Below are 26,242 nucleotides of genomic sequence, written 5' to 3'. Positions count from 1 at the left end.
TACATCCAGATAAACATATTCAACAAGAATCCACATTCTGGAAAAGGAGCCTGTGGAATAGGGCTGGTGCAAGACTTGATACATCTTTAAAGTATGCGGGAGACTTTGAACTTTGGTTGCGTTTCAATAGATTTTCACAGGTTTATATTTCAGATGCACTTATTGGGGGCTTCAGACATCGCGCCAATCAACTGACGAAGCTTTTTATGCATAAATACAAAGATGAATGCCAAAAAGTGCTTCAAAGGGAAGAGGAGTTGCTAACTAGATACGAAAAAAATATTTTACAAGAACTTGAATCCTTGGAAGAGCAACTTTTTTTGTCCCCAATTCAAAAACATGAAAAATTACTTATTGAGAGTCAAATAAAAAAACTTTCCAAGGAAAATGAAAAAATAATCTTTAATGTGCAAAGACAAAAATTTGAATTTAGGAGCAATAAGATGGATAGTGTCCTCTCTATTATTTCAAAAAGAAGAAACAATATGGGTGATTTTCTAAAAATGATTAAAGAGCAACACGGGCATTATCCAGAAGTTGTCATTGATGTGGGGGTTGCGAATGGAACTCCTGAGCTTTATAGAACATTTCCAGAATCACAATTTATTCTTTTCGAGCCACTTGAAGAGTTTATGCCAGATATGGAGAGGTATAAAAGCGAATATAAAAACATCAATATAGAGATGTGCGCCCTAGGCTCACAGGCGGGTGAGGTTGAGTTTAATGTGCATCCTGACTTGGTTGGTTCGTCATTATATATGGAAGATGAAGGCTCGGATGTAAATGGAGAAAAAAGAAGAATCCCATTGAAAACGCTGGATAGTTTTCAAGAAAAATATAATCTTTATGGCAAGTCTATTTTATTAAAAGTAGATGTCCAGGGGGCTGAGATTGATGTTTTGGAGGGTGTTGGCCTTTTGATACCAACAATTGACATCGTGATTTTAGAAACTTCTTTGTTTAACTTTTTTAATAACAACAATGAGTTTGCCGATGTGATTAGGTATATGGATAAAAAAGGTTTTGTGGTTTATGATATTTTTAATTTCATAAATCGACCTCTCGATTCGGCTTTGGCGCAAGTAGATTTAGCTTTTGTAAAAAAAGATTCAAAGCTCAGGAAACATCATGTTTTTGCAACTAGGGGGCAAAGAGTCGCATTAAATAATGAGCTGAAACAAAAAAACAAAGGTTTTAGTGACGGCGTCCTAGATACTAGTTATAATTTTTCGAAACAGTACAATAAATTGTACGAAGCCATAGAAATGTTAAAACAAAAAAGTGGCTCCTTTTTAATTTATGGCTATGGAACTTTGGGAAAAACCATTCATGCTCTAATGTTGGATAAAATTGTAGGATATGTTGATATGTCTGATGAAAAAAATCATCCTTCTAATATTTCCACCATGAGTTTCGACAAAATTATCATTAGTGTTTTGGGAAGGGAGCGGGAAATTATTAAATATCTAACAGAAGAGCTGCATGTGAATCCTAGCAAAATTATAACCTTGGAAATATAACAGAACCGGGGTTTTGGTGCATGGTTGCAAAAAACATTGGCGCGAAAACAATTTGTTAACTTTTTGCTTTATGCTGGAGTAGTTTTAAAGCACATGCTAAAAACTTTATTTTAAATACAAAGGCGAGGGAGCCGGATAGATGCTTAAGAGCGGTACGAATGAACACTTTCCTAAAATCACCACAGTCACCGTAACCTATAATGCAGAAGCCTATTTGGAGCAAACCATCCAAAGCGTTTTGGGCCAAAACTACCCCAATCTTGAATATATTATCATCGATGGCGCTAGCACGGACGGCACTGTTGGTATTATAAAAAAATACGAAAAACAGATAGATTATTGGGTGAGTGAGCCTGATGATGGAATCTACTATGCCATGAACAAGGGCATCGATGCGGCAACAGGAGAATGGATTAATTTTATGAATGCGGGGGATACATTGTATGATAAATCCACAGTGCAAAACTTTGTGTCTCTAAGAAATAGTAAAACTGATATTTTTGTCGGAGATATTTTTTACCTCTCTGGAGAAAAAGAAGAAAAAATATATAAAAAAAACCTAGGAATAGAAACTGTTTATAGCACAATGCCGTTTTGTCACCAAGCAATATTTTCAAAATCTGCCGTACTTAGAAAATTAAAATTTTCTACAGCATATCAATATGCTGCTGATTATGATTTTATTTTAAATGCATATACTCAAAACTATAACTTTCAGGTTGAAACCATTCCTGTCTGCGTCTTCTTGGGGGGTGGATTTAGCGAATTAAACTACATTGCAACAAGATTAGAATGTCTTAAGATATTATTAAATTACACAAAAGATAAAGAAGTTATGTTTAGAAGTATTTTATATAATGATATCCAGTTGCAAGATGAAAAAAGAGACAACAATTTTAAACTTTTTCGTTTGTGGGAAAAATTAGATAGACAAATTCTAGCACTAGAAAAAAAATATGAAAAAATTGTTTTATATGGGTATGGGAAAATAGGAAAATACATATATAAAAACCTTAATAATATAATGCTGGTAGTGGATAGCAATGAAAGTGAAGTTGAAGGCGATGTTCGCGTTTATCGACCAGAAAAGATAAGAGAATATGATTGTGACTGCATTATTGTTTCCGTACTAGGAAGAGAAGAAGCAATAATAAAAAAAATTAAAGAACTTGGCATTGAGAGTCAAGTAGTTTGTTTTAATTTATAGGAGCTTGCATGGCAACAATTGAAGAAAATTTAAAAATTTATGATGAAACGTACAGGTGGCATCAGGATGGTGATGAGTGGTCTAAGGCTTGGGGAAGCGCTCAGGCCCAGTGGTACGGCACAATACTGCCGCGGTTAATTAATTTTTTACCTGCTCCTAGCGCACTAGAAATTGCCCCTGGAAGAGGCAGGTGGACGCAATTTTTGCTTAACTATGTCGATACTCTCCATATTGTAGATATTTCCAAAAACTGTATCGATTATTGTAAAGAGAGATTTGTGGAACATGAGCACATTAAGTATTATGTCAACGATGGAAAGAGCTTAGAGGACATAGAAGATAACTCTATAGACCTTATCTTTTCTTTTGATTCACTAGTACATGTAAATATAGAAACAATGGAAGCATACTTAAGAGAGATTTCAAAAAAATTGAAAAAGAATGGAGTTGCTTTTATTCATCATTCAAATCTGGCTTTTTTTAATGAATATAAATCTCATGTTAGGGACAATACGGTAGATTATTTAAAAGTACAAAAACTTGCAAAAAAAACAGGGTTGAGATGCATTATGCAAGAGCTGATTAATTGGGAAGAAGAGTCGAATCTTATAGACTGTATATCAGTTATTGCCCAAGAAGACACGCACTTAAATGTGTCCCCAGAAACAAAAATATACAAAAATATTGATTTCATAAAAGAGATAAAATATCTTTGTCAGCTTGATATCCATTATAATATTACTAGGTTTTGATACAGTTTAATATGTTGATCAAGAAAGGTCTCCTTGGAGTGGTTTAGTACTACGCTTTCTCTGGCACTCCTTCCCCAGTCTGTGAGTTGTTGTGTACGTCTTAGTTCAAAAATCTTATTTACAAGAGTGTCAATATTATGGCTTTGGATAATAAAGCCATTTTTGTTACTAATAACTATTTCAGGAATGCCGCCTGTGGCAAAACCAATATTTGGGGTTCCGCTTGCCATGGTTTCCAAAACTACCAATGGTTGATTGTCTGCTATAGTAGTGTTTAAAAAAATATCTGCTGAACTGTAGTGAGTATTAAGATTACTTTGGCTTCCTATGAAATCCGTAAAAATAGTATCGATGCCCTCTAGATACGATTTAATGCGGTTGTCTTCTTTGCCGACAAGGAGGACTAGAGGTTGTATTTTTTTTATTTTTTTAAGTATATCTATAGCGTGAGGAATACCTTTGTATTTGTTGCCAAGGTTGCTTGATGACAATAAGACAATAAATCTATCCAAAGGAAGATTGAGTTTCCTCCTGCTATCCTGCTTGCTAAAAGGCTGAAAGACATCAGTGTCAATTCCATTGTGTACAATGCTGGGGTAGTCTTTGATATAACCAGTTCCATAAACTAAATCAGCTATCCATTTGGATGGAGCAATAAAATGAATATTACTATTTTTTAAAACATACTTTTTTATTTTATGGAAAAGAAAAGTTAAATCAAAATTACGCCCAAGACCAAATGAGTTGAGCTGAGGGCATTCATTGCAGGTTTTTAGGTATTTTTTACAATCAAGAGGATAAAGGCACCCCCCAGTAACTACGGAGCAGTCATGAATAGTCCAGACTATTTTTTTCCCTTTGTCGGAAAGGTGTTTGATTGTCAGTGGTGAAACAGCGCTCGTGATATCATGAAAATGAAAGAGATCATAATCTTGTATTGCATCATGCTTTTTTATAACTTTTCTTTCAAAAGGGAAGTATTCCTGAATCCCGAGATCCAATAACCTATGGTATATTTTTTTTTCAAAGGCCGTATAGAGGGGAATTGTTGTGTTGTATTTGCTTGGGCTGCGAGTAAAGTGATCTACTGTATGCCTATTTTTTCTAAGTTCTGCTGTCAACATTTCAGCAACTTTGCTTGCTCCGCCGCCAGTGCGGTCCGCTTTGCTGAGCATTGCTATTCTCATTAGTCGCAACTCACTATGGTGGCCTTGATGTTGTTGGTAGAGGTAAAATGCAAGATTGTGCGGTGGATTGAGCTTGCGTAGACACCACTCGCAATCACGATGGCACACTCTTTTTTTTCCTCCAGCGCCTTCTTCAAAGAAACCACCTGATGCCCCTCCACTTCAAAAGTCTTAATCTCGGCGCGAGAGTCGATGAGAGCTTCTATTGCAATGCCTCTTTCTTTTAAAAATGGCAAAAGCTCTTTAAAAAATTCACCAGCACCGTATGCCATAAGTGAGGTGATGGACAAAGCGTCTATTTTTTCCAAAAGTCTATTAATAGCAGCTTTGTTTGGACTAGCGCTTCTATGGTAAAATTGAAGCAAGTAATCTTCTTGAATGCTAGTCAGTCCTCCTTGCGGCCAAGCGAAACTTGACCTACTGGCGAGTGGTGAATTAAGAAATTGTTGATAAAATGAATCCTTGCCAATACTCCTTATTTTTTCTAATTCACCAGAAGGAATAATATCGTGACAAGTGTCATTTCCGCGACCTTCTTCGTATTGTAATTTACCTAAAAAATTAACCTCTTGAAGCGTGGGAAGATTTATTATCCTTCCAATCAAAAGTGCCAGATACTCCCTGTGAAATACTTCATTTGAAAGGTTGTACTTTTTTGAAATAAAGAAAAAATTACTTATCCCTCTGTGGAGCGAATTTTGAATGGTATTTAGAGTATCGGCGTTACATAGGGGCTGTTTTGTTTCTACTGTAGTTCTACAGTTTTCTTTTTTGTAGGCAACTGTTGTGGGGAAGTTTCCATTCAATAAAATCTCAATCAAATAAGGTGTTCTAGCTATTGACTCTTCAATAACTTTTGCCGCAGAGTCCAAATAGGGCAAAAATGACAAAACATGATGATTTGCAAGATTTTGATAGCCACGCATGCTTTGATAAAACAAGATAAGGATTTTTGGACGCTTTGCTTTTGGAAGTACGTCGTGCAAATGTTTTAGCACAGTGCCACCACCTCCAAACTCCACCATAGTGCTTGAATCATTTACATGTAAGGATTCTAGATAATCTTGCAAGTACTCCTTTTGGTTGTTAAGCACTTGCTTTACCAAGCCTTGCTGTGCAAGTATTTCACTCTGGACTAATTCCAAAAGAGTTTTGTCGCCTATGATGATGGTCGCCAAAGATTCAAACTGTGTTTCGCCATAGGCGCATAGTTCGCTTTTGTCAAAATCTAAAAAAAAGTTTTCGTAAAGATTTCTTAGGCTAAGTCCGCGAAATGTATTGGGATTGAGTGTGCCAATATCTTCTGGATTTAGGGTCATAAAGTGGGTTGATTTGCGTGAAGCGTAAAGTAATTTTGCCGCAATGTTCGGATAAAGCATAGAAAAATATTTTGCAAAAATACCCCCTTCGCGCATGATAAAGAAGACCGATGTTAGTCCAAAGCGTTCGACAATCTGAGCTAGCCAATGACTAAATTCCCACAACACAGGTCCAAAAACACCCGCACCCAAACGGTAATAAAAATTTTCCAAACTACCGCTTTCAAAAGGGTTGCCAAGCAAGCTCACTGTGCGCACATGATGGCCTCTATGTCGTGCTTGCTGCATGTAAGCTGTTTCATGATAGAGCATTTTTTTGGTCTGTGTATCGAGCCCATAGTAAAGAGTATGTATGCCAAATGCTTTTGGAATAGCCACATCAGAGCGCTCATTGTCGCCTACATGTAAAAGCTCATGGGGCGAGATACTTAGGTCATCTATCACATGCAAAAAAAGATTTCCCGTAGCTTTTGTTTTACGGTGTTCCGAGGAGAGATAGCATGTGTGGATTTTGTGGGCATTGGAGAGCTTTGAAAGAACAAGAGTGTTGATTTGCTTGCTGTTTAAGTACATATCTGAAATGCAAATGACAGTTTTTCCTGCCTCATGGGCCATATCTATCCAGTATTCGAGCTGAAAGTTTGGCGCGAGGACGGACTGCTCAACTTCTAACTCAATTTGCTTAAGGATTTTTCTTTCTTCTTGAGATAGGGGCAATTTTTCATAAATATCATCCAGTGTAATCTCTTCTTTGGTTCCGTTTTCTTTTCGTGCATTTTTTTCAGCTTCTTGCCGGTAAAGCGCAAAAGCCGAAGAGGTATCAAAGATTCTTTTGGATTCAGGCGTTTCCCCGACAAGATAAAAAACCTCCTCTTTTTTTCCACAGGTGCGGAAAAAAAGAGTGTCAAATATGTCAAAAGAGATGACTTTGATGTCACTATTTTTCAAATATTTTTCAAAGTTTTTTTCCAACATCTCTTATCCTGTCATAGTTTGTTTAAAATGATAGATCTTCAAAGAGCTCTTTGCGTCCCTGCTGTCAAACAACTTTTTACATAACGTTTCCCGAGTTAGACAAAAATCATCTTTTCCCCCAGATAGTGCTTCATGCAACTCTTCCTGATTCTTTACATGTAAACCCGGTGCATAAGTTTCATAATCATACACAAACCCCCCCATGTTGGCATGGTAGGTTTCAAAATCATACGCATAAAAAATGATAGGACGGTTCAAGAGCAAAAAATCAAAATAGACCGATGAATAATCTGTCACTAAAACATGAGTGTATTTCAAAATAGGGTAAATATCTCCCGCGGCATTGTGAAAGTGGAGATTTTGGTAGGTCTGACTGGCATCAAGTTTGGCTAAGGCAAAAGCATGGAATTTGAGAATCATCACCGCATCAATTTTGCCTAATGCTTCATCCAGAACCCTGAAGTCCAAAGGCGGTAGGTTATCCTCTAGTGATTCTCTATGGGTGGGCATATAAACAAAGACTTTTTTGCCATTTTCAAATCGCTCTTTGGCTAAAGTATAGAGCTTCTTGTCGCATAAAGCTAGGTCCAAAACATCATGCTCCTTGAAAAGCATATCATTACGTGGATAACCAAGGTTTAGATGCTCTTTTGCCTGAATGACTTTGGAAAGAGCAGTGTCATTTACATAGCGTGAGGGCGAGATGTGAAAATCATAAACCGTTGTGCGCAAAACATTAAGCCGTTTGAGAGGAATCCCGTGCCAAAGCTGCACTGTTTTTTGGCGCGCGCTGAGTTTTTTAAAAGGCCCATTCCAATTGCCTTGGTCTTGGATAATCCACGCAGATTTTCCTAAAAGTTCATAAAATTTCCATGAGTCAAGTTCCATAATGGGCAAACCATGTGCAGCTAGAGTTTCGGCCTGCTCCTTATTGTCTGTCGCTAAAAAAACAGGCAAACCTTGTTTGTACATGTAAACAAACAAGGCATAGTTGTTTGAGCCCACGAAGGATTTAGAGATAAAAAGAACCTTCTCTCTTTTGGTGAACATATCATGATATTTCACACAAACTGATAGAAAAAACTCTTTACATGTAAAGATAAAATTACCCACACATTGTGAAGGCGGCTTGTTTAAAATCTTGTATTTCGCACCATCTTCTTTGATAATACGCAGCTTCTTTTTTGGACACATTTGTTTTAAGTTTTTATAAATAGCCCTGTCATGGTTTGGCGAATAGATAAGGATGCAATCATAAGGTTCTTGTATCTGAGAAGGAGCAAAAATACCATCAGCCTTTTTATTACTATCAATAAATCCAAGAAACGTGCCATATTTTTGCACCTCTTTTTGCAGCATGGTTGTTTTTGGGGTGTGGGGAGTTATGTAGTAGCGTTTACTGCCCAATAATGCCTCAAAGCTCAATAGAATTCTCCAGTAAAAACGCATCCAAGGCCTTTTTTAGCTCTGTTGAGGAGATATCCTCAGTGCGCGGCAGGTAAATGACCTCACAATACTCTTTTAAAAAATCAAATTTTCCCGCCCAGTCATCGCCCATAGCAAAGGCATCTACATGATAGTCTCTGATGTCGTGAGGCTTTTGCTCCCACGTGTTTTCAGGAATGACCAAATCCACACCTTTAATGGCCCCCACGATTTGGGCGCGTTGCTCGTAGGGAATGAGTGTTTTTTTGCCTTTTATGGCATTGAACTCATCGGTAGAAACTCCAACGATGAGCCTATCTCCCAAGGTGCTTAAGCGTTCCAGCAAGCGCAAATGGCCTATGTGAAACATATCAAAAGTGCCGTAGGTGAGGATGGTTTTTTTAGTTTTCAAAACACACCTTTTTTGCTTTATTTTTTCGCTAGAGTGCCTTATTGTTTTTCCTTCTTTCAATACAAAAACCCAAAAAGCCAAAGGGGAATTTTAGCGCCATATCCTATCTCTGCATCGTCGAAGGCCACATGAGAGTTTGGGATGTTTTTTATCTGCTCAAATCCTTTGTTTTTTCCACCCACTTCAAATAAGTGTTTGTTGTCTACTAGAAAATCTCCCTTTGAAGGGTAGGTAACATTGTGTTGCTGTAGGGCGTTTAAAAAAAATGTCTCCCTGATGGTGCCCACGGAAGCGTTTGTGATATGGAGCAAATTGGTATTGTCCAGATAGATTTTTTCTGGTTTTTCAAGCTGATTTAAGCCCTTTGAAGAAGCTTTCATCAAGAGCTTCAGTATCCCTGCGTCTTCGAGTTTGAGAAAATAATCTTTAAGGGTTCTTCCGTCCCCAATCTCAAGAAGTGTCTTTAGTTTTTCGATAACGGGGACAAAAGGCACGCTTTCCATGATGACACTTAACAGAAGTCGCATCTTCTTGATGCTATTCCCATCAAGCGATGGATAGATAAATAACAAATCATTTGAGATGGAAACATTGATATTTTGCGCAAGCAACTCAAAAAAGATATCGTCATTCTCGAGCTCTAAAGAATAAGGATAATAGCCTATTTTCAAATACCGTTTAAACAAAGGGAGGATTTTTTGCTCCTTTTGCTGTAGTTTTGCAACGATGTCAAAAGCCAAATCTTGATGGCTGCTTAAGATATTTTCAAGTGGATGTTTTGGTAGTGCTATGTCCAGTGTGAGCTCCAAGTATTCTCTAAAACTCATGCCTAGCATTTTTAGGGTATGCGCGCGCCTGCTTAAGTCATGGCTTCCCTTGCTGATTTCTAGCGCTGAGCTCCCCGATGCAACGATTTGGAGTGCTGGAAAGGTGTCGTATATGGTCTTGAGTTCTTGCGACCAGTTGCTGTACTTGTGAATCTCATCAAAACAAAGAAGTTTTCCGCCTTGCATCTCAAAATCTTCTGCAATCGCATACATGCTAAGCTCACCCACCAAAAAGCTATCCATGCTGACATACAAAGATTGCATCTCTTGATGCAAGTGCATATACTGGGCAATAGTCGTTGTTTTACCAATGCCTCTTTGCCCTACTATGATGCTCAAGCGATGTTTGATTTTGCCTTCTTTAATGAAATAGCGTTGGTATGTGTGGTTGTTGCGCAATAAAAATTTTTTAGACTCAATCTGCAATTTTTCTAGCACAGGCTACTCCATATTAAGTATTTCATTACCATTATACAATATATAAATAAGGAACACAATCCCTAATTATAAAATCTTTAGCAGCTCCTCCAGCGTCTCAATCCTCCGCTTTGCTTCATACGCTGCTTCTTTTTCAACTTCCGCAAACATCCCGCGCATCACGCGCACGGTCCCAAACCCCAAGGGTTTGATGCCTACAAAGTCTTTGTGCGGATTGTCTCCCACGTAGAGCACCTCATGGGGAGCGACCCCCTCGCGCGCGCAGATTTTTTCAAAACAGTAAGGCGAAGGTTTGGCGTGCAGTGTGCCATGGCGGTGGGTGATGAACACATGCTCCATCCACCGCGCAAGCCCCAATGCGTTGGCCTTGTTGGCTTGGACTATCTTGTGTCCATCAGTGACCACATACAGCTTTACATGTAACGCTTTTAAGTGTTCCAGACACGCCGTTGCATCGGGAAACAAAGAGATAGCGGGAGTGTGGTGGCGGTACGCGTGCAAACAGCGGCGCACCAAGGTTTTGGAGTACATCCCAAAAGCGCTTAATGCCGCATCAAAGACCTTCCCGCGCCCCTGTTGCGCGAGTATCTCCTCACACGCTTTAGCTACCGCGCCCTTTGGTGTGCCAAGACGCCCACACAAAAACCCATCCACGGCCAAAAACCCGCTTGAAACATAACTGTGCTCATGGTACAACGTGTCATCCATGTCAAACACGACAACCTTTACCATCGCACATCCTGTTCGACGCGCAGCTGATGGGTCACTGAGGTGTCCAGAACAAACACGTAAGATTCCCCTAAAAGTTCTTTAAAAAACCACTCAAAACTGCGCAAACCCATGGCATAGGAGAGGGTGCTAGCTCCGCCAAAACGCGCGTTGCATTCGATGAGGTGGATGCCTTGGTCGTTTTGCAAAAACTGGGCGACCAAATGGCCCTTTACATGTAAGGATTGGGCAAGGGTTTTGGTGGCTTCCAAAAGTGCGGGAGCGTCCACATAAGCGGTGAGTTTGGCTTCGCCATGCTTTACATGTAAGCGCGCTCTAGCCACACCTCCGACCCATTCACCTTTGCCATTGACATACCCGTCTACGCTAAATTCTTGGCCTTGGATAAAGGGTTGAAACAAGGGGGAGGAGAGGGTTTTGGCAAAATCTAGAGCTTCTGTTTTGGTAGCGTCTAGCAGCATGGCGCGACTGCCTGCGCCAAAGCGCTCTTTGACCACAAAACGGGAAGTACTAAGGGTGGTGATGTCAGTACTTGCAGGGATGGCCAACGGATGTGTGCTGGCAAAAAAAAGCTTGTCTTGACACGCTTTCACTGCTTCAAGCGGCGCACAAAAAAGGGCAATCTTAGCCTCATCAAAAGCCTCTTTGTGGCGGGCAAAAAAGTACACGTCCTCATCACGCGTAGGGATGATGGCGCCGATGCCTTGGTCTTTGCAGTAGGAAATAAACGTGTGGGCAGTGCATGATGTTAGTGGCGGCATGGCCCAAAAACCATCCACGCCGTAGCGCCCAAGGCACTCAGGGTTCGCATCCGCCCCAAAAAGTTTTGCCTTTTCTCCAAGCACACCAAGGGCGCTTTTGAGGGTAGTAAGCAAGGGAAATTTTGCCCCAATGCTCGTGGCAAGGACGTTATACATGTAAATCCTCTAAACGCAAACGCTCCCCTTTTTGCAAGTCTCGTGCGGCGCGTTTACCAAGAACTTGAGGCAGGTGGCGCGGGTGGAGTCCGTAGCCTGGACGCACGCTTTTGATGTTGGCTGTTGTGAGACACTCGCCCGCTTTAATGGGCGCGCTCACGTACAGACTTCGTGCAAAACGGCGGTTTTTTTCTTTGTATGCGTCCATGGCAAAGCTGGGTTTTCCTAGCAACGCTTCGCACTGGCGCACAGAAGTGACCATGGCGCCAAAGGCGTGTTCGTCTAGGGAAAAGGCGTGGTCGGGACTGGGAATGGAACTGTCTAGGATGAAATGCTTCTCGATGACGCGCGCGCCCAGTGCCACCGCAGCAACAGGCGCGGTGATGCCAAGGGTGTGGTCAGAAAATCCCGCTAGGACGCCAAAGCGTTCGGGGATTTTGGCAAGAGTGGTGAGATTGGCCCGCTCAAGAGGTGCGGGGTAGGCGGAGACACAGTGTAGGAAAATAAGCTGTTCATTGCCAACCTTTCGTGCCAAGGCGACCACTTCGTCTAGCTCCTCTTCGGTGGCGATGCCCGTGGAAAGGATGAGCGGTTTGCCGGTGCGCAAACATTGCTCTATTAAAGCGTGGTCGGTCACTTCAAAACTGGCGATTTTGTACGCGGGCGGGTCAAATTGCTCCAAAAACTCCACCGCACTGCCATCAAATGGGCTAGAAAAGCAGAGCAACCCCGCCTCTTTGGCAGTAGCAAAAAGTTCGGCGTGCCATTCCCAGGGCGTGTAGGCTTTTTGATACAAGGCGTGCAAGCTTTGTCCGTCCCAAAGCGTGCCTCCTTCGATGCGAAAATCGGGCGTCTGGGCATCTAGGGTGATGGTGTCGGCGGTGTAGGTTTGAAGCTTGATGGCATCTGCCCCTGCGCGCGCGGCGGCGTGGATGGTTTGGAGGGCTAAATCAAGAGAACCGTTGTGGTTGGCGGAAAGCTCGGCGATGATGAAGGTTTTTTGGGTCGCAAAATCAAAGGTCCCGATGCGCAAAAATGCTCCTTAAGGTTTGGTCAAACAGCACTTCGTCCCATGCTTGCATGGTGGGGTGGCCTTGCGTTTGGAGGTATGTTACCATATCGGCCTGATTGTCCGCGGTTTTAATGGCCAAAAATGGCATGTCCATAAAGAGCACTTCATGGGCAAGGGTGCTAGCGGAGATGATGGCAAAACGGCTTTGGTGGAGGAGTTTGGCGACTTCGTTGGCGTTTACATGTAAGGCGATGTTGGACTTGTTGTTGACAAAGGCTTCAAGAGTGGCGAGGTTTTTGTTCGCACTTGTGGTGAGTACGCTTACATGTAAGGTTTCTGGCAGGGCGTCAAGGATGGAAATATTCAGGTTCGCCGTGTCTGCACCGCCCATGGCAAGAAAAATGTCACTGATTTTCTCTCGTTTTATTTTTTTTTCACGGTGAAATTCTTCGCGAATGAGGGGGATGCCACACTGAAGTTCGCAGTGGCTTGGCACCAAACCTTCGTAGCGCGAAGCATCGGCATAAAGGTTGGGATTGCGCAAAATGTCGCAATAGTGCCTTGCATAATTGTCATCAAGCACAAAGAGTTTCACCCCTGTTTTTTCTTTTATATATTTTTCAGTTTCATAGCCAATGCCGTAATGGTCGATGATTAGCATCTTTACATGTAAAGAGAAAATAAGTTTTATAATTTCTTCAGGTTCATTAGAGGGGACTACATGAACAGGGTAGGGGATGCGGTCGTTCATACTGCCCTCAAGGGCTTGACACGCAAAATGCACCACTCCATCTCCAAACTCCTTGGCAAGCACCAAAGAGCGCATCACATGCCCAAGCCCAAGAGCACTCGAACTATCACACCGAAAGAGAATGCTCACGCCATGCCTTATACATCAGCTCCGCTCGCGTCCAATCTTCCATGGTGTCGATGTCTTGCACCAAGTGACGAGGCAACTCTACCATCACACTTTGGGGTGAAAAAACCGCTTTTTGCGCAAGCCACGTCTGTGGCCTCGCCCAATAAAACTGCCCTGCATCATGGTAGGCTTCTTCCAAATCTTGGCTTCTAGTGCTAGCATGTTGGGGGTAAAACATCTCTACGCCCGCGCCGCTGCGTTTTAAAGCCCTTTGGATGGGGTAAGCAAAGGTGGTGGCACTAAAGGCAAAGTCCGCCTTACATGTAAGGAGTTTTTCAAACCCCCTTTGCAAATAATGGGCTTGTAAAAAAGGCGCCGTGGCGTAGATACAACACGCCGCTTCCACTGTGTCCAAATCCATACATGTAAGCGCGTGGGCCACCACAGGTGTGGTGCCAGTGAAATCATCGGCAAGCGCATAGGGACGCATCAAAACCTCGGCGCCATGTGCCTTTGCCACTTGGGCGATTTCTTCATCATCGGTACTGACAACAATGCGCCCAAACAACCCACTTTCTCGCGCCACATCAATGCTGTAAGCGATGAGCGGTTTACCGCAAAAAGGCTTGATATTTTTGCGAGGTATCCGCTTACTCCCACCGCGCGCGGGGATGATGGCGATGTTCATGCCTTGCAGCCTTTTACCTCATCCAACACGTCCAAAAACGCTTTTGCCACAAAGCTCGCGTCATCCGCGCTCATCCCTTGATGGCACGGCAGTGAAAGTTCGGCACGGTAAAACTCTTCCGCATTGGGCAGGCGCTGTTCGCCAAAATGGGCTTTGTAATAACTAAACTGGTAGATGGGTTTGTAATGCACTTGCACACCAATGCCTCTTGCATGTAAGGCGTTAAAAATATCCTCTTTGGCGCACCACAGTGAGCGGTCTAAAAGAACAGGATACAGATGCCTTGCACTCTTTACATGTAAAGGTGGCGTGATGGGAAAAACATCAGGATGTCCCGCAAATCTTTCGTCATAAAAGGCGGCAATCTGCATGCGTTTGGCGATAAAACTCTCCAGTTTTTTCAGTTGACTCAGCCCCATGGCGCACGCCACGTCGCTGAGGCGATAGTTGTACCCAAGCTCCTCCATGTCCGAGTTCCACAACGCCTTTTTCACAATTCCGTGGCTTCGGAGTTTTTTGGCTTTTTCGTACAAAGCGGTGTCGTTGGTGGCAATCGCTCCGCCTTCACCGCAAGTGGTGATGGGTTTGATGGCATGAAAGGAAAAAATGCTCATGTGGGCTATGCCGCCTACTTTTTCGCCGTTGATTTGGCTGCCTAGGGCATGGGAAGCATCTTCGATGAGAAAGAGTCCGTGGGTGTCGCACAAGGCTTTGATGGCATGAATCTCTACAGGGTTTCCGCCAAAATCCACCGGTACGATGGCTTTTGTCTTGGGGGTGATGAGGCTTTCGAGTTTGCGCTCATCCATGTTGCCATCGTATTTTACATCGCAAAAAACAGGCGTCGCTCCGCACATGAGCGCGGCGTTAGCGGTCGCGGCAAAGGTGATGGGTGTGGTAATGAGTGCATCTCCTTCGCTTAAACCAATGCACCGATACGCTACATGTAAGGCCGAAGTCGCGGAATTTACCACCACCACATGCTTTACATGTAAGTACTCCGCCAAGGCGTTTTCAAAGGCTTCCACAGTGCTTCCGCCGGTGAGAAAATCCCCCCGAAGGGCCTGTGCGACCGCGGCAATATCGTCCTCATCAACCCGCTGGCAGGAGTAAGGAATCATAGCGCTTCAATCATCCCAAGCAGTTCCCTAGCGCCTAGCCAGTGGGTGTTGGCGTGGGAGTTGTACTCAAACCCAAGAGGCACTTCCTTGCCTTTTTCCCCAAGGACGTTACGCGTAAAGTCAACAGCTTTAGAAAACCGAATGGTAGGTTGGATGATAAAATGGTCGTCAAACTCCAAACTCAAATGGCTATCATCGCTTGGAATCATCACTTCGTGCAGTTTTTCCCCCGGTCGAATCCCGATGAGGCGCGTGGGAAGGTGAGGCGCGATGGCGTAGGCTAAATCGGTGATTTTCATGGAAGGAATTTTGGGCACGAAAATCTCCCCGCCATGCATGCGCGCAAAGCTTTTAAAAACAAATTCGACCCCTTGGGGCAAGGTAATCCAAAACCGCGTCATGCGCCCATCGGTGATGGGCAAACTTGTGGCGCCCTCACTGATGAGTTGCTTAAAAAAAGGCACCACAGACCCGCGCGAGCCGATGACATTGCCATAGCGCACGACGGAAAACTGGGTGTCTTGACTCCCCTTGATGTTATTGGCCGCCACAAAGAGCTTGTCGCTGGCCAGTTTGGTAGCGCCGTAGAGGTTGATGGGGCTAGCCGCTTTGTCGGTGGAGAGGGCGATGACTTTTTGCACGCCATTGTCCAGTGCCGCATCGATGACGTTTTGCGCGCCATTGATGTTGGTTTTGATGCACTCCATGGGGTTGTATTCGGCGATAGGAACGTGCTTGAGTGCGGCGGCGTGGATGACAATATCCACGCCATTCATGGCTTTTTGGAGGCGCTTTTCATCCCGCACATCCCCGATGAAATAGCGCATACAAGGGGCGTTAAAACGTTGGGCCATCTCGTATTGTTTCAGTTCGTCGCGGGAGTAGATGATGATTTTGTTGGGTTTGTAAGAGGCAAGAAGCATGCGGGTGGCCATGTTGCCAAAACTGCCTGTTCCGCCGGTGATGAGGATGTTTTTACCGTTAAACACTGATGTAATCCTTGCGCGAAGATGCGCAATGATACCAAAACCTAGGTTTGGTTTGACTTTCGTGCCATAAAAGGGGTAAAATCTACCTTAAGATGCATTAAGGAGGTTCCCATGCAAATCGGATCGTTAACCAACACTTTCACATCCACTGTGATGAACCAACATAAAACCAACACCGAAGAGACATTGTCAAAAATCGCGGCAACGCGAGAACTAAGTGGCAAAGACGGGGCCAATCTCATTAACGCCAACATGCTCAACTCCCAACTTGCCACCATGACCCAGCAAGTTCAAAATGAAAACGCGACTATCGGGATGCTTCAAGTGGCCGATGGCGCGCTCAAAGGGGTGCAAGTGGGCACAGAACGGCTCAATGAACTCTCCGTCGCGTACAATAACGCCGCTTTGGGAGGTGACCAAAGAGCGATGCTAGAGCAAGAATTCAACACCACTCGTGATGCCATGAGCGACATGATCAATCAAACCACCTTTAACGGACAAGCTCTTTTTGGGAACGCGTCTGCTTTGGGGCTTGGGGAGGTCAACATGCGCGAGATTGCCATTGATGATCAAGAGAGTATTGAAGGGTTGCGGGAGCAAGTGAGCGGATTGTTTTCAGATGTAGGCAGTGCGAGCCAAGGGGCACAAGTAGCGGTGAATAATCTGCTTGCGGGCATCAGTAGCACCGCGTCGAGCTACGCACAAGTTTCTGAGACACCCCTAAGTCAAAAGCTCAATGAGCTGGCCCAAAGCCAAACGGGACTTACCGCTTCGACCTTGGCCCAGTCTCACAACATGGCCGTTTTGCAACAGCAAATGACCATGTTGCTAAGGTAGTTACCGCAAAATACGAGGCAGGGTGATACCGGTTTGTCCTTGGTATTTACCCGCCTTGTCCTTGTACGTCGTTTCACACGGTTCATCCCCTTCAAAAAAGAGCACTTGCGCGATGCCCTCATTAGCATAAATCTTCGCGGGCAATGGCGTAGTATTAGAAATCTCAATCGTAATATGCCCTTCAAAATCAGGCTCAAAAGGCGTGACATTGACGATGATGCCACATCTGGCATAGGTGCTTTTGCCTAGACAAATGGCAAGCACATTGCGGGGAATGCGAAAGTATTCTACTGTGCGCGCCAAGGCAAAGGAGTTGGGCGGAACGATGCACACATCCCCTTCAAAATCCACCACATTTTGGGCGTCAAAGTGCTTGGGATCCACCACTGTAGAGTTAACATTGGTAAAGATTTTAAACTCGCGCCCGACGCGGATGTCGTATCCGTAGCTGCTTACGCCGTAGCTAACGACGTTTTTTCCTACCTGTTCTTCGCAAAACGGCTCAATCATTTTTTCCTCAAGTGACTTCTTTCGAATCCAGCTGTCGGCTTTCAAACCCATGGGTATCCTTAAGTGCAAGTTAGTTGAATGTGTGGTATTATAACACAAAATTGTGCCGCCAAAAATCCTTCAAAGCGGTTCAAAACCCTCACATTTAGGAGCCTCCTTATGAAGAAACAAGACATCAAAGATTTGATGAAATTTTTTGATAGTACTGGAATTACCCGTTTACATGTAAAAGAAAATGATTTTGAAATCGAAATCGAAAAAAGAGGCGAAGTAGCCACCGTTGTTTCGACAGTTTCTGCCCCTGCTCCCGTTGCAAACCCCACAACTCCTGCGCCTGCTGCTTCTGTTCCTTGCAGTGAGGGCCCAAGTATCAAATCCCCTATGGTTGGTACCTTTTACCAAGCTCCAGCCCCTGGTGCTGCGCCTTTTATTAAGGTAGGACAGGTGGTGAAAAAAGGGCAGCCTATTGCCATCATCGAAGCCATGAAAATCATGAATGAAATCGAAGCAGAGTTTGATTGCAAGATTGTCAGTATTTTAGTGGAAGATGGACAGCCTGTGGAGTTTGATATGCCGTTGTTTAGTGTGGAGAAATTGTAATGAAGATCGAAAAGATCCTTGTTGCCAACCGCGGTGAAATCGCCCTTCGCGCGATTCGCACCATTCAAGAGATGGGCAAGCAAGCCATTGCGGTGTACTCCACAGCCGATAAAGACGCGCTGTATCTAAAGTACGCCGACGCGGCTATTTGCATTGGCGGCCCAAAGTCTGCCCAAAGTTATTTAAGCATCCCTGCCATTATCACCGCTGCTGAAATCAGCGAATGCGACGCGATTTTTCCCGGATACGGCTTTTTGAGCGAAAACCAGAGTTTTGTGGAAATTTGCCAGCACCATAAAATCAAATTCATCGGCCCAGGCGTGGATGTGATGATGATGATGAGCGACAAATCTAAAGCCAAAGAAGTGATGAAAAAAGCAGGCGTGCCTGTCATCCCAGGAAGCGAAGGCGCGCTTAAAAGCGTCGAAGAAGCCAGAACATTAGCCAATGCAATGGGCTACCCTGTCATCATCAAAGCTGCCGCAGGTGGCGGTGGACGCGGGATGCGCGTGGTACACAAAGAAGAAGATGTGGAAAAACTTTTTTTGGGTGCCGAGAGTGAAGCAGTGAGTGCCTTTGGTGATGGCACCTTGTATATGGAAAAGTACATTTTAAAACCCCGCCACATCGAAGTGCAAGTCATGGGCGATAGCCACGGCAACGCTATTCACATCGGCGAGCGCGATTGTTCACTGCAGCGTCGCCACCAAAAACTCATCGAAGAATCTCCCGCTATTTTGCTTGATGATGAAACCCGTGCTAAGCTTCTTGCTACCGCCGTGAAAGCCACCAAGGCCATTGGTTATGAAAACGCTGGTACCTTTGAGTTTTTGGTCGATGCGGATAAAAACTTTTACTTCATGGAAATGAATACCCGTTTGCAAGTGGAACATTGTGTGAGCGAAATGGTCAGCGGCATCGACATCATTGAACTGATGATTCGTGTGGCCGAGGGCGAGGCCCTTCCTGCCCAAGAAGCCATTACATGTAAAGGCCACTCCATTGAGTGCCGCATCACTGCGGAAGACCCAGTGCGTTTCATCCCCAGTCCTGGAAAAATCACCACGTTCATTGCTCCAGGTGGGCGCAACGTACGGTTGGACTCCCATGCCTATTCAGGCTATGTGGTGCCTTCCCATTATGATTCGATGATTGGCAAACTCGTCGTGTGGGCGGAAGACCGACCGCGCGCTATTGCCAAGATGAAACAAGCCCTCAAAGAGTTACATGTAGAAGGGATTCAAACGGTGCGGGATTTCCACCTTGCGATGATGGACAACCCTGATTTTATCAGCAACAATTACGACACCAACTACCTTTCTACTCTTTAATTTTTAAGGAAGCAGTGCGTGAAAATACACACAACGTTTGGAACTAACATTAACCATGTTCAGCAACAACGTGTCGCTACTTTGCCCACTGCTCCTGCCCCCACCCAAGAAACTTCCCTTGTTTTAGAGTCTCACGAAGCGACCAAGAGCGCCCTAACGCACCAATTGCTCTCCTCTAATACAACCCAAGGGTTTTTACAAGCCTTACACCAAGGGATTGAAGCGCTTGAGGAAGGGGCCACTCAACTGATTGCTCTTTCGGCGCGTGAGGCAACACCCAGTACCCAAGAAGGGTTTGTGGCGCATTTGGAAAAAATGATGGACGTGGTGGACAATTCCTTGTATGAGGAGCGCTCTTTGTTTCATGCAACGCCCTCCCTTTTACTTCCTGAGGGTACCGTGGCGATGCCTTCTTTTGGGTTTTTAGAAACCTTAGAACGTGATGATGAAGAAGGGTTAAAAGAAGGGCTTGAGCGCATTCAAACGGCGCGCAAGCAGGTGGAAAAAGCCCTTTTTGTGGGAGAGGTAACGGCGTTTAACACCCTTGCTGCCCTTAGTGCACACGAATCCCCTGGGGGAGAACAAGGGCAAGATGTGCACAAGGGCGCGCGTTTTAAAGGGCGTGTTGCGGCGCTACTTAAGGACGCCTAAGGACAACGATATCCGCGCTAGCTTTCAGTTTCTCAAAGTAGTTGTTGATGGCTTCTTGGCGGCGGAGTTCTTCTAGATGATTTTCGATTGCGCGCTCAACACGCTCAAAAGGAATCTGTTCAAAACCACTCTTTTTTCCTACTAAATACATCACAGCTCCTTGTCCACTTGGGGCAATTGGCGTAAAACTTCCCTCATTGGTTTGGTTGAGGTAGTATTGGGTGCGGCCATCAAGGGTGTTGGCTTGTAGGGTTTCTTGCTGCATAATAACGCCAGGGACAAGGCTCATAGGAGAGGCGATGACACGCTCTAGGGCTTGTTGGCTGGGGGCTTCGTAGCGCGTCACGTCAAAGGCGCTCGCTTGCATAAATTCTTGCTTATTCGCGGCGTAATAACGGTGCACTTCTGCTGCATCAATGGGCGCGATAGCGTTAGCAAAGATGCGTTGGTAGAGTTTTTCTTGTTTGATGGCACGTTCTAACTCTTGTTCGTAGGCGCTGATGTCCATGTTTTTACTTTTGATAAACGCGGTGAGTTCTGCTACGCTGATGCCATTTTGCGCAGCGATGCCTTCCATGCGTGATTGGACTTCAAAGGTGTTGGTGCTGATACCAAGGCGTTTGATTTGCGAATCTTCTAATCGTTCTTGTACCAACACGTCCAAGGCTTCGCGCAAAGAGATGTTTTTTGCCCCAGCGGCTTTATGGATTTCGTACAAGGTGATGGGTTCACTGTTAACGGTGACAGAGATGGCGTTGACAAGACCTGCGTAAGAGAACGAACACGTAGCAACAAAGGCTAAAAGGGAGAGTTTTAAGGGCTTGGCGAGCATAAGAATTATCCTTTATTTAAGTAAGAAGTCAATATAATTTAAACTCAAACAAGCTTTAATGATAGCATTAAATCAATTGAATTTAACTAAAATCTTTCACTGCTTCAACAATCGCATGGAATTGATTTTGTAAAAGTTACCATGATTGACACAGGCTTACATGTAAAAGGAAAAAAATGGTTGTAACGCGGTTCGCGCCTTCGCCCACGGGGTATTTGCATATTGGTGGGTTGCGCACGGCGCTGTATTCGTACCTTTGGGCGAAACGCATGGGGGGAAAATTTCTCCTTCGCATTGAAGACACGGATTTAAAACGTAATTCTGCAGAGGCCACTCAGGCCATCGAAGAAGCGTTTGCTTGGTGTGGATTAGCGTACGATGGGGAGATTGTATACCAATCTTCACGCATGGACATCTACCAAGAATACATCCAAAAACTCTTAGACATGGGCAAGGCGTATTATTGCTACATGTCCAAAGAAGAGCTTGACGCCCTTCGTGAAGACCAAGCTGCCCGCAAAGAACGCCCCAAATACGACGGGAGATACCGGGACTTTACAGGCACGCCACCCGAGGGGATTGCTCCAGTAGTACGCATCAAAGCGCCATTGGAAGGGGAGATTTGTTTTTACGATGGCGTAAAAGGCGACATGCGGTTTCAAGCAGCGGACATTTTAGATGATTTTATCATCGCGCGCAGTGATGGTACACCTACGTACAATTTTGTTGTCGCAGTGGATGACGCACTCATGGGCGTAAACCATGTCATTCGCGGGGACGACCACCTTTCTAACACTCCAAAACAAATCATCATCTACCAAGCCTTTGGATTTGACTTGCCTAAGTTTTTTCACGTCCCGATGATTCTTAATGCGGGAGGCAAAAAGCTTTCCAAACGCGATGGGGCTACTGACGTGATGGACTACCCTAGAATGGGCTACCTTAAAGAAGCGCTTTTGAACTTTTTAGTACGCCTTGGATGGAGCCATGGAGACCAAGAGATTTTCTCCATGGAAGAGATGATTGCCCTGTTTGACCCCAATGCTATCAACGCTTCTCCTTCGGCATTTAACGCCCAAAAACTCGACTGGCTTAATGCCCATTACATCAAAACGTTGCCTTGTGACGTGCTTGTGGAGGAGCTAAAACGGTTTGGTTTAGACCTTAGTAGGCATCCGCAAAAAACACTCCTTTTGGATTCTTTGCGGGAGCGCGCAAAGACCCTTGAAGAGCTTGCCTTGGGCGCACGGACTATCTTAGAAGCCCCAATATCTTATGATGAAAAAGCACTTAATAAGTTTATTACTCCTGAAACCATGGAATTATTGGAAGCTTTTTGCGATAGAATCGCTGCTGGCGAATCACTAGTGCATGAAGCGGATTTTGAAGGCGTAGCCAAAGGGCTTTTAGAGGAGCGCGGCGTTGGCCTTGGAAAATTGGCCCAACCTATTCGCATCAGTTTAGTGGGAAGCTCGGTGAGTCCATCGGTGTTTCAAGTGATAGCGACCCTTGGCAAGGATGAAGTGATTGACCGTATGAAAACGTTTATTACATTCTATAAAAGGAGTTAGGCAATGAGCAAAAGCGGCAAAGTTGAACGCGAAGAAGCGTTAGAGTACCACCTTGGTGGCAAAATCGGTATCGATGTTACCAAACCGTGCGTTACCCAACGCGACCTTTCAACCGCGTATAGTCCTGGTGTTGCGTTTCCTTGTTTGGAAATCGAAAAAGACCCAAAGTTAGCCTATGAATACACAGGCAAAGGCAACCTTGTCGCCGTTATTAGCGACGGTACAGCGGTCTTGGGACTAGGCGACATTGGCGCTTTAGCTAGTAAGCCTGTTATGGAAGGCAAGGCGGTTTTATTCAAAAAATTTGCGGGCGTGAATGCCTTTGATATTGAAGTAAACGAAAGAGACCCTGAAAAATTTGTCGACGTTTGTGTGGCCATTGCCGATACCTTCGGAGGCATCAACCTCGAAGACATTAGCGGCCCGCGTTGTTTTGAGATTGAACGCAAGCTTCAAGAACGCGTAAACATTCCTGTCATGCATGATGACCAACACGGCACGGCGATTATCTCAAGTGCAGGGTTGCTTAATGCCCTTGAAATCACAGGTAAAAAAATCGAAGGTATTAAAATTGTCGTCATTGGCGCGGGTGCTGCGGGTGTGGCATGCTCCAAAATGTACAAAGCCTTGGGTGCTAAAAACGTTATCGTGATTGACTCCAAAGGGGTGATTAACCACAAACGTGAAGGTCTTGATAGGGTCAAACAAGAACTGGTTGCCCAAACGGATGACGAGACACTAGAGCAAGCCATGAAGGGTGCGGACATGGTTCTTGGTCTTAGTAAGGCAGGGGTGTTGACGCCTGATATGGTACGTTCTATGAGTCCCAATCCTATCATTTTCGCATGCGCCAACCCAACGCCTGAGATTACACCCGAAGAAGTAGCGGCAGTGCGAAATGACGCTATCATGGGCACAGGTCGAAGCGATTATCCCAACCAAATCAACAACGTCCTTGGCTTCCCATTTATTTTCCGCGGCGCCCTAGACGTGCGTGCGTCAAAGATTACTGAGAGCATGAAGCTTGCTGCGGCGAAAGCCTTGGCTGCGTTGGCAAAAGAAACAGTGCCTGAGCATATCAAAAAAACCTATGAGCGCGAAGAGATGAGTTTTGGACGCGAGTACATCATCCCTACGCCTTTTGACAAGCGTGTGTATGTGTGGGTTTCAGCGGCGGTTGCGCAAGCGGCATGGGAGCACAAAGTGGCAAACGTTGAGAGTTTTGACGTTGAAAAGTACAAAGAAGAATTAGAAGCACGAATTTAATCCCAAGGAAGCCGTATGCAAAACGTTCACGTCATTAACCACCCGCTGATTGAGCACAAACTCTCCATTTTGAGGGACGTCAAAACAGAACCTTTTCACTTTCGCTTGTTGGTGGATGAGATTTCTTATTTGATGCTCTTTGAAGCAACGCGAGATTTGCCTCTTAAAGCAGTGCAAGTGCAAACACCTGTCGCTATGGCAAGTGCGCAAAAACTTGCAACGAGTGTGATGATTTGTCCGATTTTGCGTGCGGCCTTGGGAATGTTGGACGGCATTTTCAAGCTCATTCCTGATGCAAGTGTGGGGTTTTTAGGGTTTCAACGCAACGAAGTGACCCTTGAGGCGGAGTTTTATTATGCGAAACTTCCTGCCGACCATGCTTCACGCACTGCTATTATCATCGACCCCATGTTTGCTACGGGCGGCACGGCAATAGACGCGGTCAATTTTTTGAAAGAAAAAGGGGTAAAAGACATTCGGTTTTTAGCCCTTGTTTCCGCACCTGAGGGCCTTAAACGGTTTACTGCTGTGCACCCTGATGTGCCAGTGTTTACGGCGTGCATTGATGAGGGATTAAACGAAAAAGGTTATATTGTGCCAGGTCTTGGAGATGCGGGAGATCGTGTGTTTAACACGGGAAATTAGCCTTACATGTAAATAAATCCAACGCGCCCTAACAAGCAAGCTCGTTTAGGCAAGGGCGTGTTGGAAGCTCATTTAGGCAAATGATGCAAGAAGTCTAGCGCATTTGCATGACAAAAAAATGAACTAAATCGCCCCTTGATCGATCATCGCATCGGCCACTTTGCGAAATCCTGCGATGTTTGCCCCCATGAGTAAGTTCCCCTCATTTCCAAATTCTTTTGACGCGGCATAAGACGTGGCAAAAATAGAGCGCATGATACAGTGAAGCTTGCTGTCTACTTCGGCAAAACTCCAACTTTGCATGCTGGCATTTTGACTCATTTCTAACTGCGAAGTGGCAACCCCTCCTGCATTAGCCGCTTTAGCGGGCCCATAGAGGATTTCTTTGTGTGCAGCTATGAACTCGATGGCTTCCATGGTGGTGGGCATGTTGGCACCCTCGCAAATGAGGCGACACCCATTGGCGTAGAGTGTTTTCACATCTTCAAGGTTCATCTCGTTTTGCGTAGCACTGGGAAAAGCGGCATCGCAGGGGATGTCCCAAACCCCATTGCGCCCCTCTTTGTATTGATGAATAGGGATATAAGTGGCGTGGGGATGAATGGCAACGTACTCGGTTAAGGACTTGCGCTCTACTTCTTTAAGAAGCTTTAGAGTGTCAAGGTTAACACCTTGTTTGTCGTAAATCATCCCGCGCGAATCGCTACATGTAACAGGCAATGCTTCCATGGAATAGAGCTTTTGGATGGTATAAATCGCCACATTTCCCGCACCCGAAACGGTGCAGGTTTTGCCCTTTAGGCTCTCACCATTTTTATTTAGCATCTCTTCGGCAAAGTAGACCGAGCCAAAGCCTGTGGCTTCTTTACGCACCAAAGAACCTCCCCAGTTTAGCCCTTTGCCTGTCAGTACCCCTTCAAAATTTCCTGTCAAGCGTTTATATTGACCAAACATATAGCCCAGTTCGCGTGCGCCCACGCCGATGTCGCCCGCAGGGATATCTTTGGTTTCGCCGATGTGCTTGTAGAGTTCACTCATAAAGGCTTGGCAAAATTTCATGATTTCATTGTCGCTTTTGCCTTTGGGGTCAAAGTTGCTTCCCCCTTTTCCTCCGCCAATATTAAGGCCCGTGAGGGAGTTTTTAAAAATCTGTTCAAAGCCCAGAAACTTGATGATGCCCAGGTTCACCGACGGGTGAAACCGCAACCCTCCCTTGTAGGGCCCAATGGCGGAGTTAAACTGTACGCGGTAGCCAATGTTGGTGCGGTACACGCCCGCATCATCCACCCACACCACGCGAAAAATAATCGTGCGCTCAGGCACAACGATGCGGTCGATGATGTTGTATTTGTCGTATTTGGGTTCGGCTTGCAAAAGGGGTGTTAAAGAGCGCAAGACCTCTTCGGCGGCTTGATAAAATTCACTTTGGCCTGGGGTGGCGTCTTGGATACGTTCTAAAACGGTGTTGATATAGCGCGTAACTGACATGGGAAAATTCCTTGAAAAAAGTTGCTTCCACTTTAGCGAAAAGAAGAAAAAATGTGCAAAGAGAGGGAGAAAAAGAGAAAGAGAGAGAGGCGGTACGCTACGGGCGGTGACAGTTTTGTGCCTTTTTTGTTTTT

The 26,242-nt window shown here is 44.7% G+C and carries 25 protein-coding genes; 10 read left to right on the top strand and 15 right to left on the bottom strand.

Translation table 11 applies throughout. The annotated features are described in order from the left end of the window. Positions 1-206 precede the first annotated feature (206 nt). From AC5SLM_RS08550 to AC5SLM_RS08540, 3 genes are all read left to right on the top strand, one after another. Positions 207-1,520: an FkbM family methyltransferase gene (locus tag AC5SLM_RS08550; protein ID WP_495250531.1), complete on the top strand. Its 1,314-nt coding sequence runs from the start codon at positions 207-209 to the stop codon at positions 1,518-1,520. A gap of 139 nt (positions 1,521-1,659) precedes the next feature. After that, positions 1,660-2,727 (top strand): glycosyltransferase family 2 protein, encoded by a 1,068-nt coding sequence (locus tag AC5SLM_RS08545; RefSeq protein ID WP_495250530.1) that lies wholly within the window; start codon positions 1,660-1,662, stop codon positions 2,725-2,727. Between the two features lie 8 nt (positions 2,728-2,735). Further along, a complete protein-coding gene (locus AC5SLM_RS08540) occupies positions 2,736-3,479 on the top strand; it encodes a class I SAM-dependent methyltransferase (RefSeq protein WP_495250529.1) in 744 nt (247 codons plus the stop codon). Here the strand turns inward: AC5SLM_RS08540 and AC5SLM_RS08535 are convergent. The 12 genes from AC5SLM_RS08535 to pseB all read right to left on the bottom strand — a co-directional run bounded on the left by AC5SLM_RS08535 (position 3,458) and on the right by pseB (position 16,377). After that, positions 3,458-4,654 carry a glycosyltransferase gene (locus AC5SLM_RS08535; RefSeq protein ID WP_495250528.1) on the bottom strand — a complete coding sequence of 399 codons (1,197 nt, stop codon included), beginning with the start codon at positions 4,652-4,654 and terminating at the stop codon, positions 3,458-3,460. The genes AC5SLM_RS08540 and AC5SLM_RS08535 overlap by 22 nt on opposite strands. 11 nt (positions 4,655-4,665) lie before the next feature. Further along, positions 4,666-6,960 (bottom strand): HAD family hydrolase, encoded by a 2,295-nt coding sequence (locus AC5SLM_RS08530; RefSeq protein WP_495250527.1) that lies wholly within the window; start codon positions 6,958-6,960, stop codon positions 4,666-4,668. A gap of 3 nt (positions 6,961-6,963) precedes the next feature. Continuing rightward, positions 6,964-8,319 carry a CDP-glycerol glycerophosphotransferase family protein gene (locus tag AC5SLM_RS08525; protein ID WP_495250526.1) on the bottom strand — a complete coding sequence of 452 codons (1,356 nt, stop codon included), beginning with the start codon at positions 8,317-8,319 and terminating at the stop codon, positions 6,964-6,966. Positions 8,320-8,374: 55 nt separating this feature from the next. Beyond that, complete coding sequence (gene tagD, locus AC5SLM_RS08520) at positions 8,375-8,797, bottom strand: glycerol-3-phosphate cytidylyltransferase (RefSeq protein WP_495250525.1); 423 nt, start codon at positions 8,795-8,797, stop codon at positions 8,375-8,377. 56 nt (positions 8,798-8,853) lie between these two features. Next, a complete protein-coding gene (locus tag AC5SLM_RS08515; protein ID WP_495250524.1) occupies positions 8,854-10,062 on the bottom strand; it encodes an ATP-binding protein in 1,209 nt (402 codons plus the stop codon). 66 nt (positions 10,063-10,128) lie between these two features. Then, on the bottom strand, positions 10,129-10,794 hold the full coding sequence (locus tag AC5SLM_RS08510) for an HAD family hydrolase (RefSeq protein ID WP_495250523.1): 666 nt from the start codon (positions 10,792-10,794) through the stop codon (positions 10,129-10,131). After that, on the bottom strand, positions 10,788-11,708 hold the full coding sequence (locus tag AC5SLM_RS08505; protein ID WP_495250522.1) for an ATP-grasp domain-containing protein: 921 nt from the start codon (positions 11,706-11,708) through the stop codon (positions 10,788-10,790). The genes AC5SLM_RS08510 and AC5SLM_RS08505 overlap by 7 nt, the downstream gene beginning before the upstream one ends. Continuing rightward, positions 11,701-12,741 carry a pseudaminic acid synthase gene (gene pseI, locus AC5SLM_RS08500; RefSeq protein ID WP_495250521.1) on the bottom strand — a complete coding sequence of 347 codons (1,041 nt, stop codon included), beginning with the start codon at positions 12,739-12,741 and terminating at the stop codon, positions 11,701-11,703. Before pseI ends, AC5SLM_RS08505 begins: the two co-directional genes overlap by 8 nt. Next, positions 12,722-13,600 carry a UDP-2,4-diacetamido-2,4,6-trideoxy-beta-L-altropyranose hydrolase gene (gene pseG, locus AC5SLM_RS08495; RefSeq protein ID WP_495250520.1) on the bottom strand — a complete coding sequence of 293 codons (879 nt, stop codon included), beginning with the start codon at positions 13,598-13,600 and terminating at the stop codon, positions 12,722-12,724. Before pseG ends, pseI begins: the two co-directional genes overlap by 20 nt. Continuing rightward, positions 13,578-14,267 carry a pseudaminic acid cytidylyltransferase gene (gene pseF, locus AC5SLM_RS08490; protein ID WP_495250519.1) on the bottom strand — a complete coding sequence of 230 codons (690 nt, stop codon included), beginning with the start codon at positions 14,265-14,267 and terminating at the stop codon, positions 13,578-13,580. Before pseF ends, pseG begins: the two co-directional genes overlap by 23 nt. Beyond that, complete coding sequence (gene pseC / locus AC5SLM_RS08485) at positions 14,264-15,388, bottom strand: UDP-4-amino-4,6-dideoxy-N-acetyl-beta-L-altrosamine transaminase (protein WP_495250518.1); 1,125 nt, start codon at positions 15,386-15,388, stop codon at positions 14,264-14,266. Before pseC ends, pseF begins: the two co-directional genes overlap by 4 nt. Next, positions 15,385-16,377: a UDP-N-acetylglucosamine 4,6-dehydratase (inverting) gene (gene pseB / locus AC5SLM_RS08480; RefSeq protein WP_495250517.1), complete on the bottom strand. Its 993-nt coding sequence runs from the start codon at positions 16,375-16,377 to the stop codon at positions 15,385-15,387. Before pseB ends, pseC begins: the two co-directional genes overlap by 4 nt. A gap of 111 nt (positions 16,378-16,488) precedes the next feature. Here pseB and AC5SLM_RS08475 point away from each other — a divergent pair, with 111 nt between their 5' ends. Further along, the gene (locus AC5SLM_RS08475) at positions 16,489-17,214 is read left to right on the top strand and encodes a flagellin (RefSeq protein WP_495250516.1); all 726 of its coding nucleotides are present in this window, start codon (positions 16,489-16,491) and stop codon (positions 17,212-17,214) included. Here the strand turns inward: AC5SLM_RS08475 and dcd are convergent, their stop codons facing one another. Next, positions 17,215-17,775, bottom strand: a complete 561-nt coding sequence (gene dcd, locus AC5SLM_RS08470; RefSeq protein ID WP_495250515.1) for a dCTP deaminase — start codon at positions 17,773-17,775, stop codon at positions 17,215-17,217. It lies immediately after the preceding gene. Between the two features lie 108 nt (positions 17,776-17,883). Between dcd and accB the strand changes: the two genes are divergently transcribed. Genes accB through AC5SLM_RS08455 form a run of 3 tightly spaced genes read left to right on the top strand, consistent with a single transcriptional unit; the run spans position 17,884 to position 20,306 of the window. Beyond that, positions 17,884-18,324, top strand: a complete 441-nt coding sequence (gene accB / locus AC5SLM_RS08465; protein ID WP_495250514.1) for an acetyl-CoA carboxylase biotin carboxyl carrier protein — start codon at positions 17,884-17,886, stop codon at positions 18,322-18,324. After that, complete coding sequence (locus AC5SLM_RS08460) at positions 18,324-19,655, top strand: acetyl-CoA carboxylase biotin carboxylase subunit (RefSeq protein WP_495250513.1); 1,332 nt, start codon at positions 18,324-18,326, stop codon at positions 19,653-19,655. Before accB ends, AC5SLM_RS08460 begins: the two co-directional genes overlap by 1 nt. Positions 19,656-19,673: 18 nt before the next feature. Continuing rightward, complete coding sequence (locus tag AC5SLM_RS08455) at positions 19,674-20,306, top strand: hypothetical protein (RefSeq protein WP_495250512.1); 633 nt, start codon at positions 19,674-19,676, stop codon at positions 20,304-20,306. Here the strand turns inward: AC5SLM_RS08455 and AC5SLM_RS08450 are convergent. Continuing rightward, positions 20,293-21,138 carry a peptidylprolyl isomerase gene (locus AC5SLM_RS08450; RefSeq protein ID WP_495250511.1) on the bottom strand — a complete coding sequence of 282 codons (846 nt, stop codon included), beginning with the start codon at positions 21,136-21,138 and terminating at the stop codon, positions 20,293-20,295. The genes AC5SLM_RS08455 and AC5SLM_RS08450 overlap by 14 nt on opposite strands. Before the next feature lie 176 nt (positions 21,139-21,314). Between AC5SLM_RS08450 and gltX the strand changes: the two genes are divergently transcribed. The 3 genes from gltX to upp are packed head-to-tail and all read left to right on the top strand — an operon-like array spanning position 21,315 to position 24,620. Beyond that, on the top strand, positions 21,315-22,709 hold the full coding sequence (gene gltX, locus AC5SLM_RS08445) for a glutamate--tRNA ligase (RefSeq protein ID WP_495250510.1): 1,395 nt from the start codon (positions 21,315-21,317) through the stop codon (positions 22,707-22,709). A gap of 3 nt (positions 22,710-22,712) precedes the next feature. Further along, the gene (locus tag AC5SLM_RS08440; RefSeq protein ID WP_495250509.1) at positions 22,713-23,975 is read left to right on the top strand and encodes a malic enzyme-like NAD(P)-binding protein; all 1,263 of its coding nucleotides are present in this window, start codon (positions 22,713-22,715) and stop codon (positions 23,973-23,975) included. A gap of 15 nt (positions 23,976-23,990) precedes the next feature. Continuing rightward, on the top strand, positions 23,991-24,620 hold the full coding sequence (gene upp / locus AC5SLM_RS08435; RefSeq protein ID WP_495250508.1) for a uracil phosphoribosyltransferase: 630 nt from the start codon (positions 23,991-23,993) through the stop codon (positions 24,618-24,620). Positions 24,621-24,743: 123 nt separating this feature from the next. Here the strand turns inward: upp and gdhA are convergent, their stop codons facing one another. Continuing rightward, positions 24,744-26,108, bottom strand: coding sequence for an NADP-specific glutamate dehydrogenase (gdhA, locus tag AC5SLM_RS08430; protein ID WP_495250507.1), 1,365 nt, complete (start codon positions 26,106-26,108; stop codon positions 24,744-24,746). Positions 26,109-26,242 lie beyond the last annotated feature (134 nt).

This window comes from Sulfurospirillum sp. HTRB-L1, from assembly GCF_059415125.1.
This window is presented reverse-complemented; position numbering and strand designations above follow the sequence as displayed.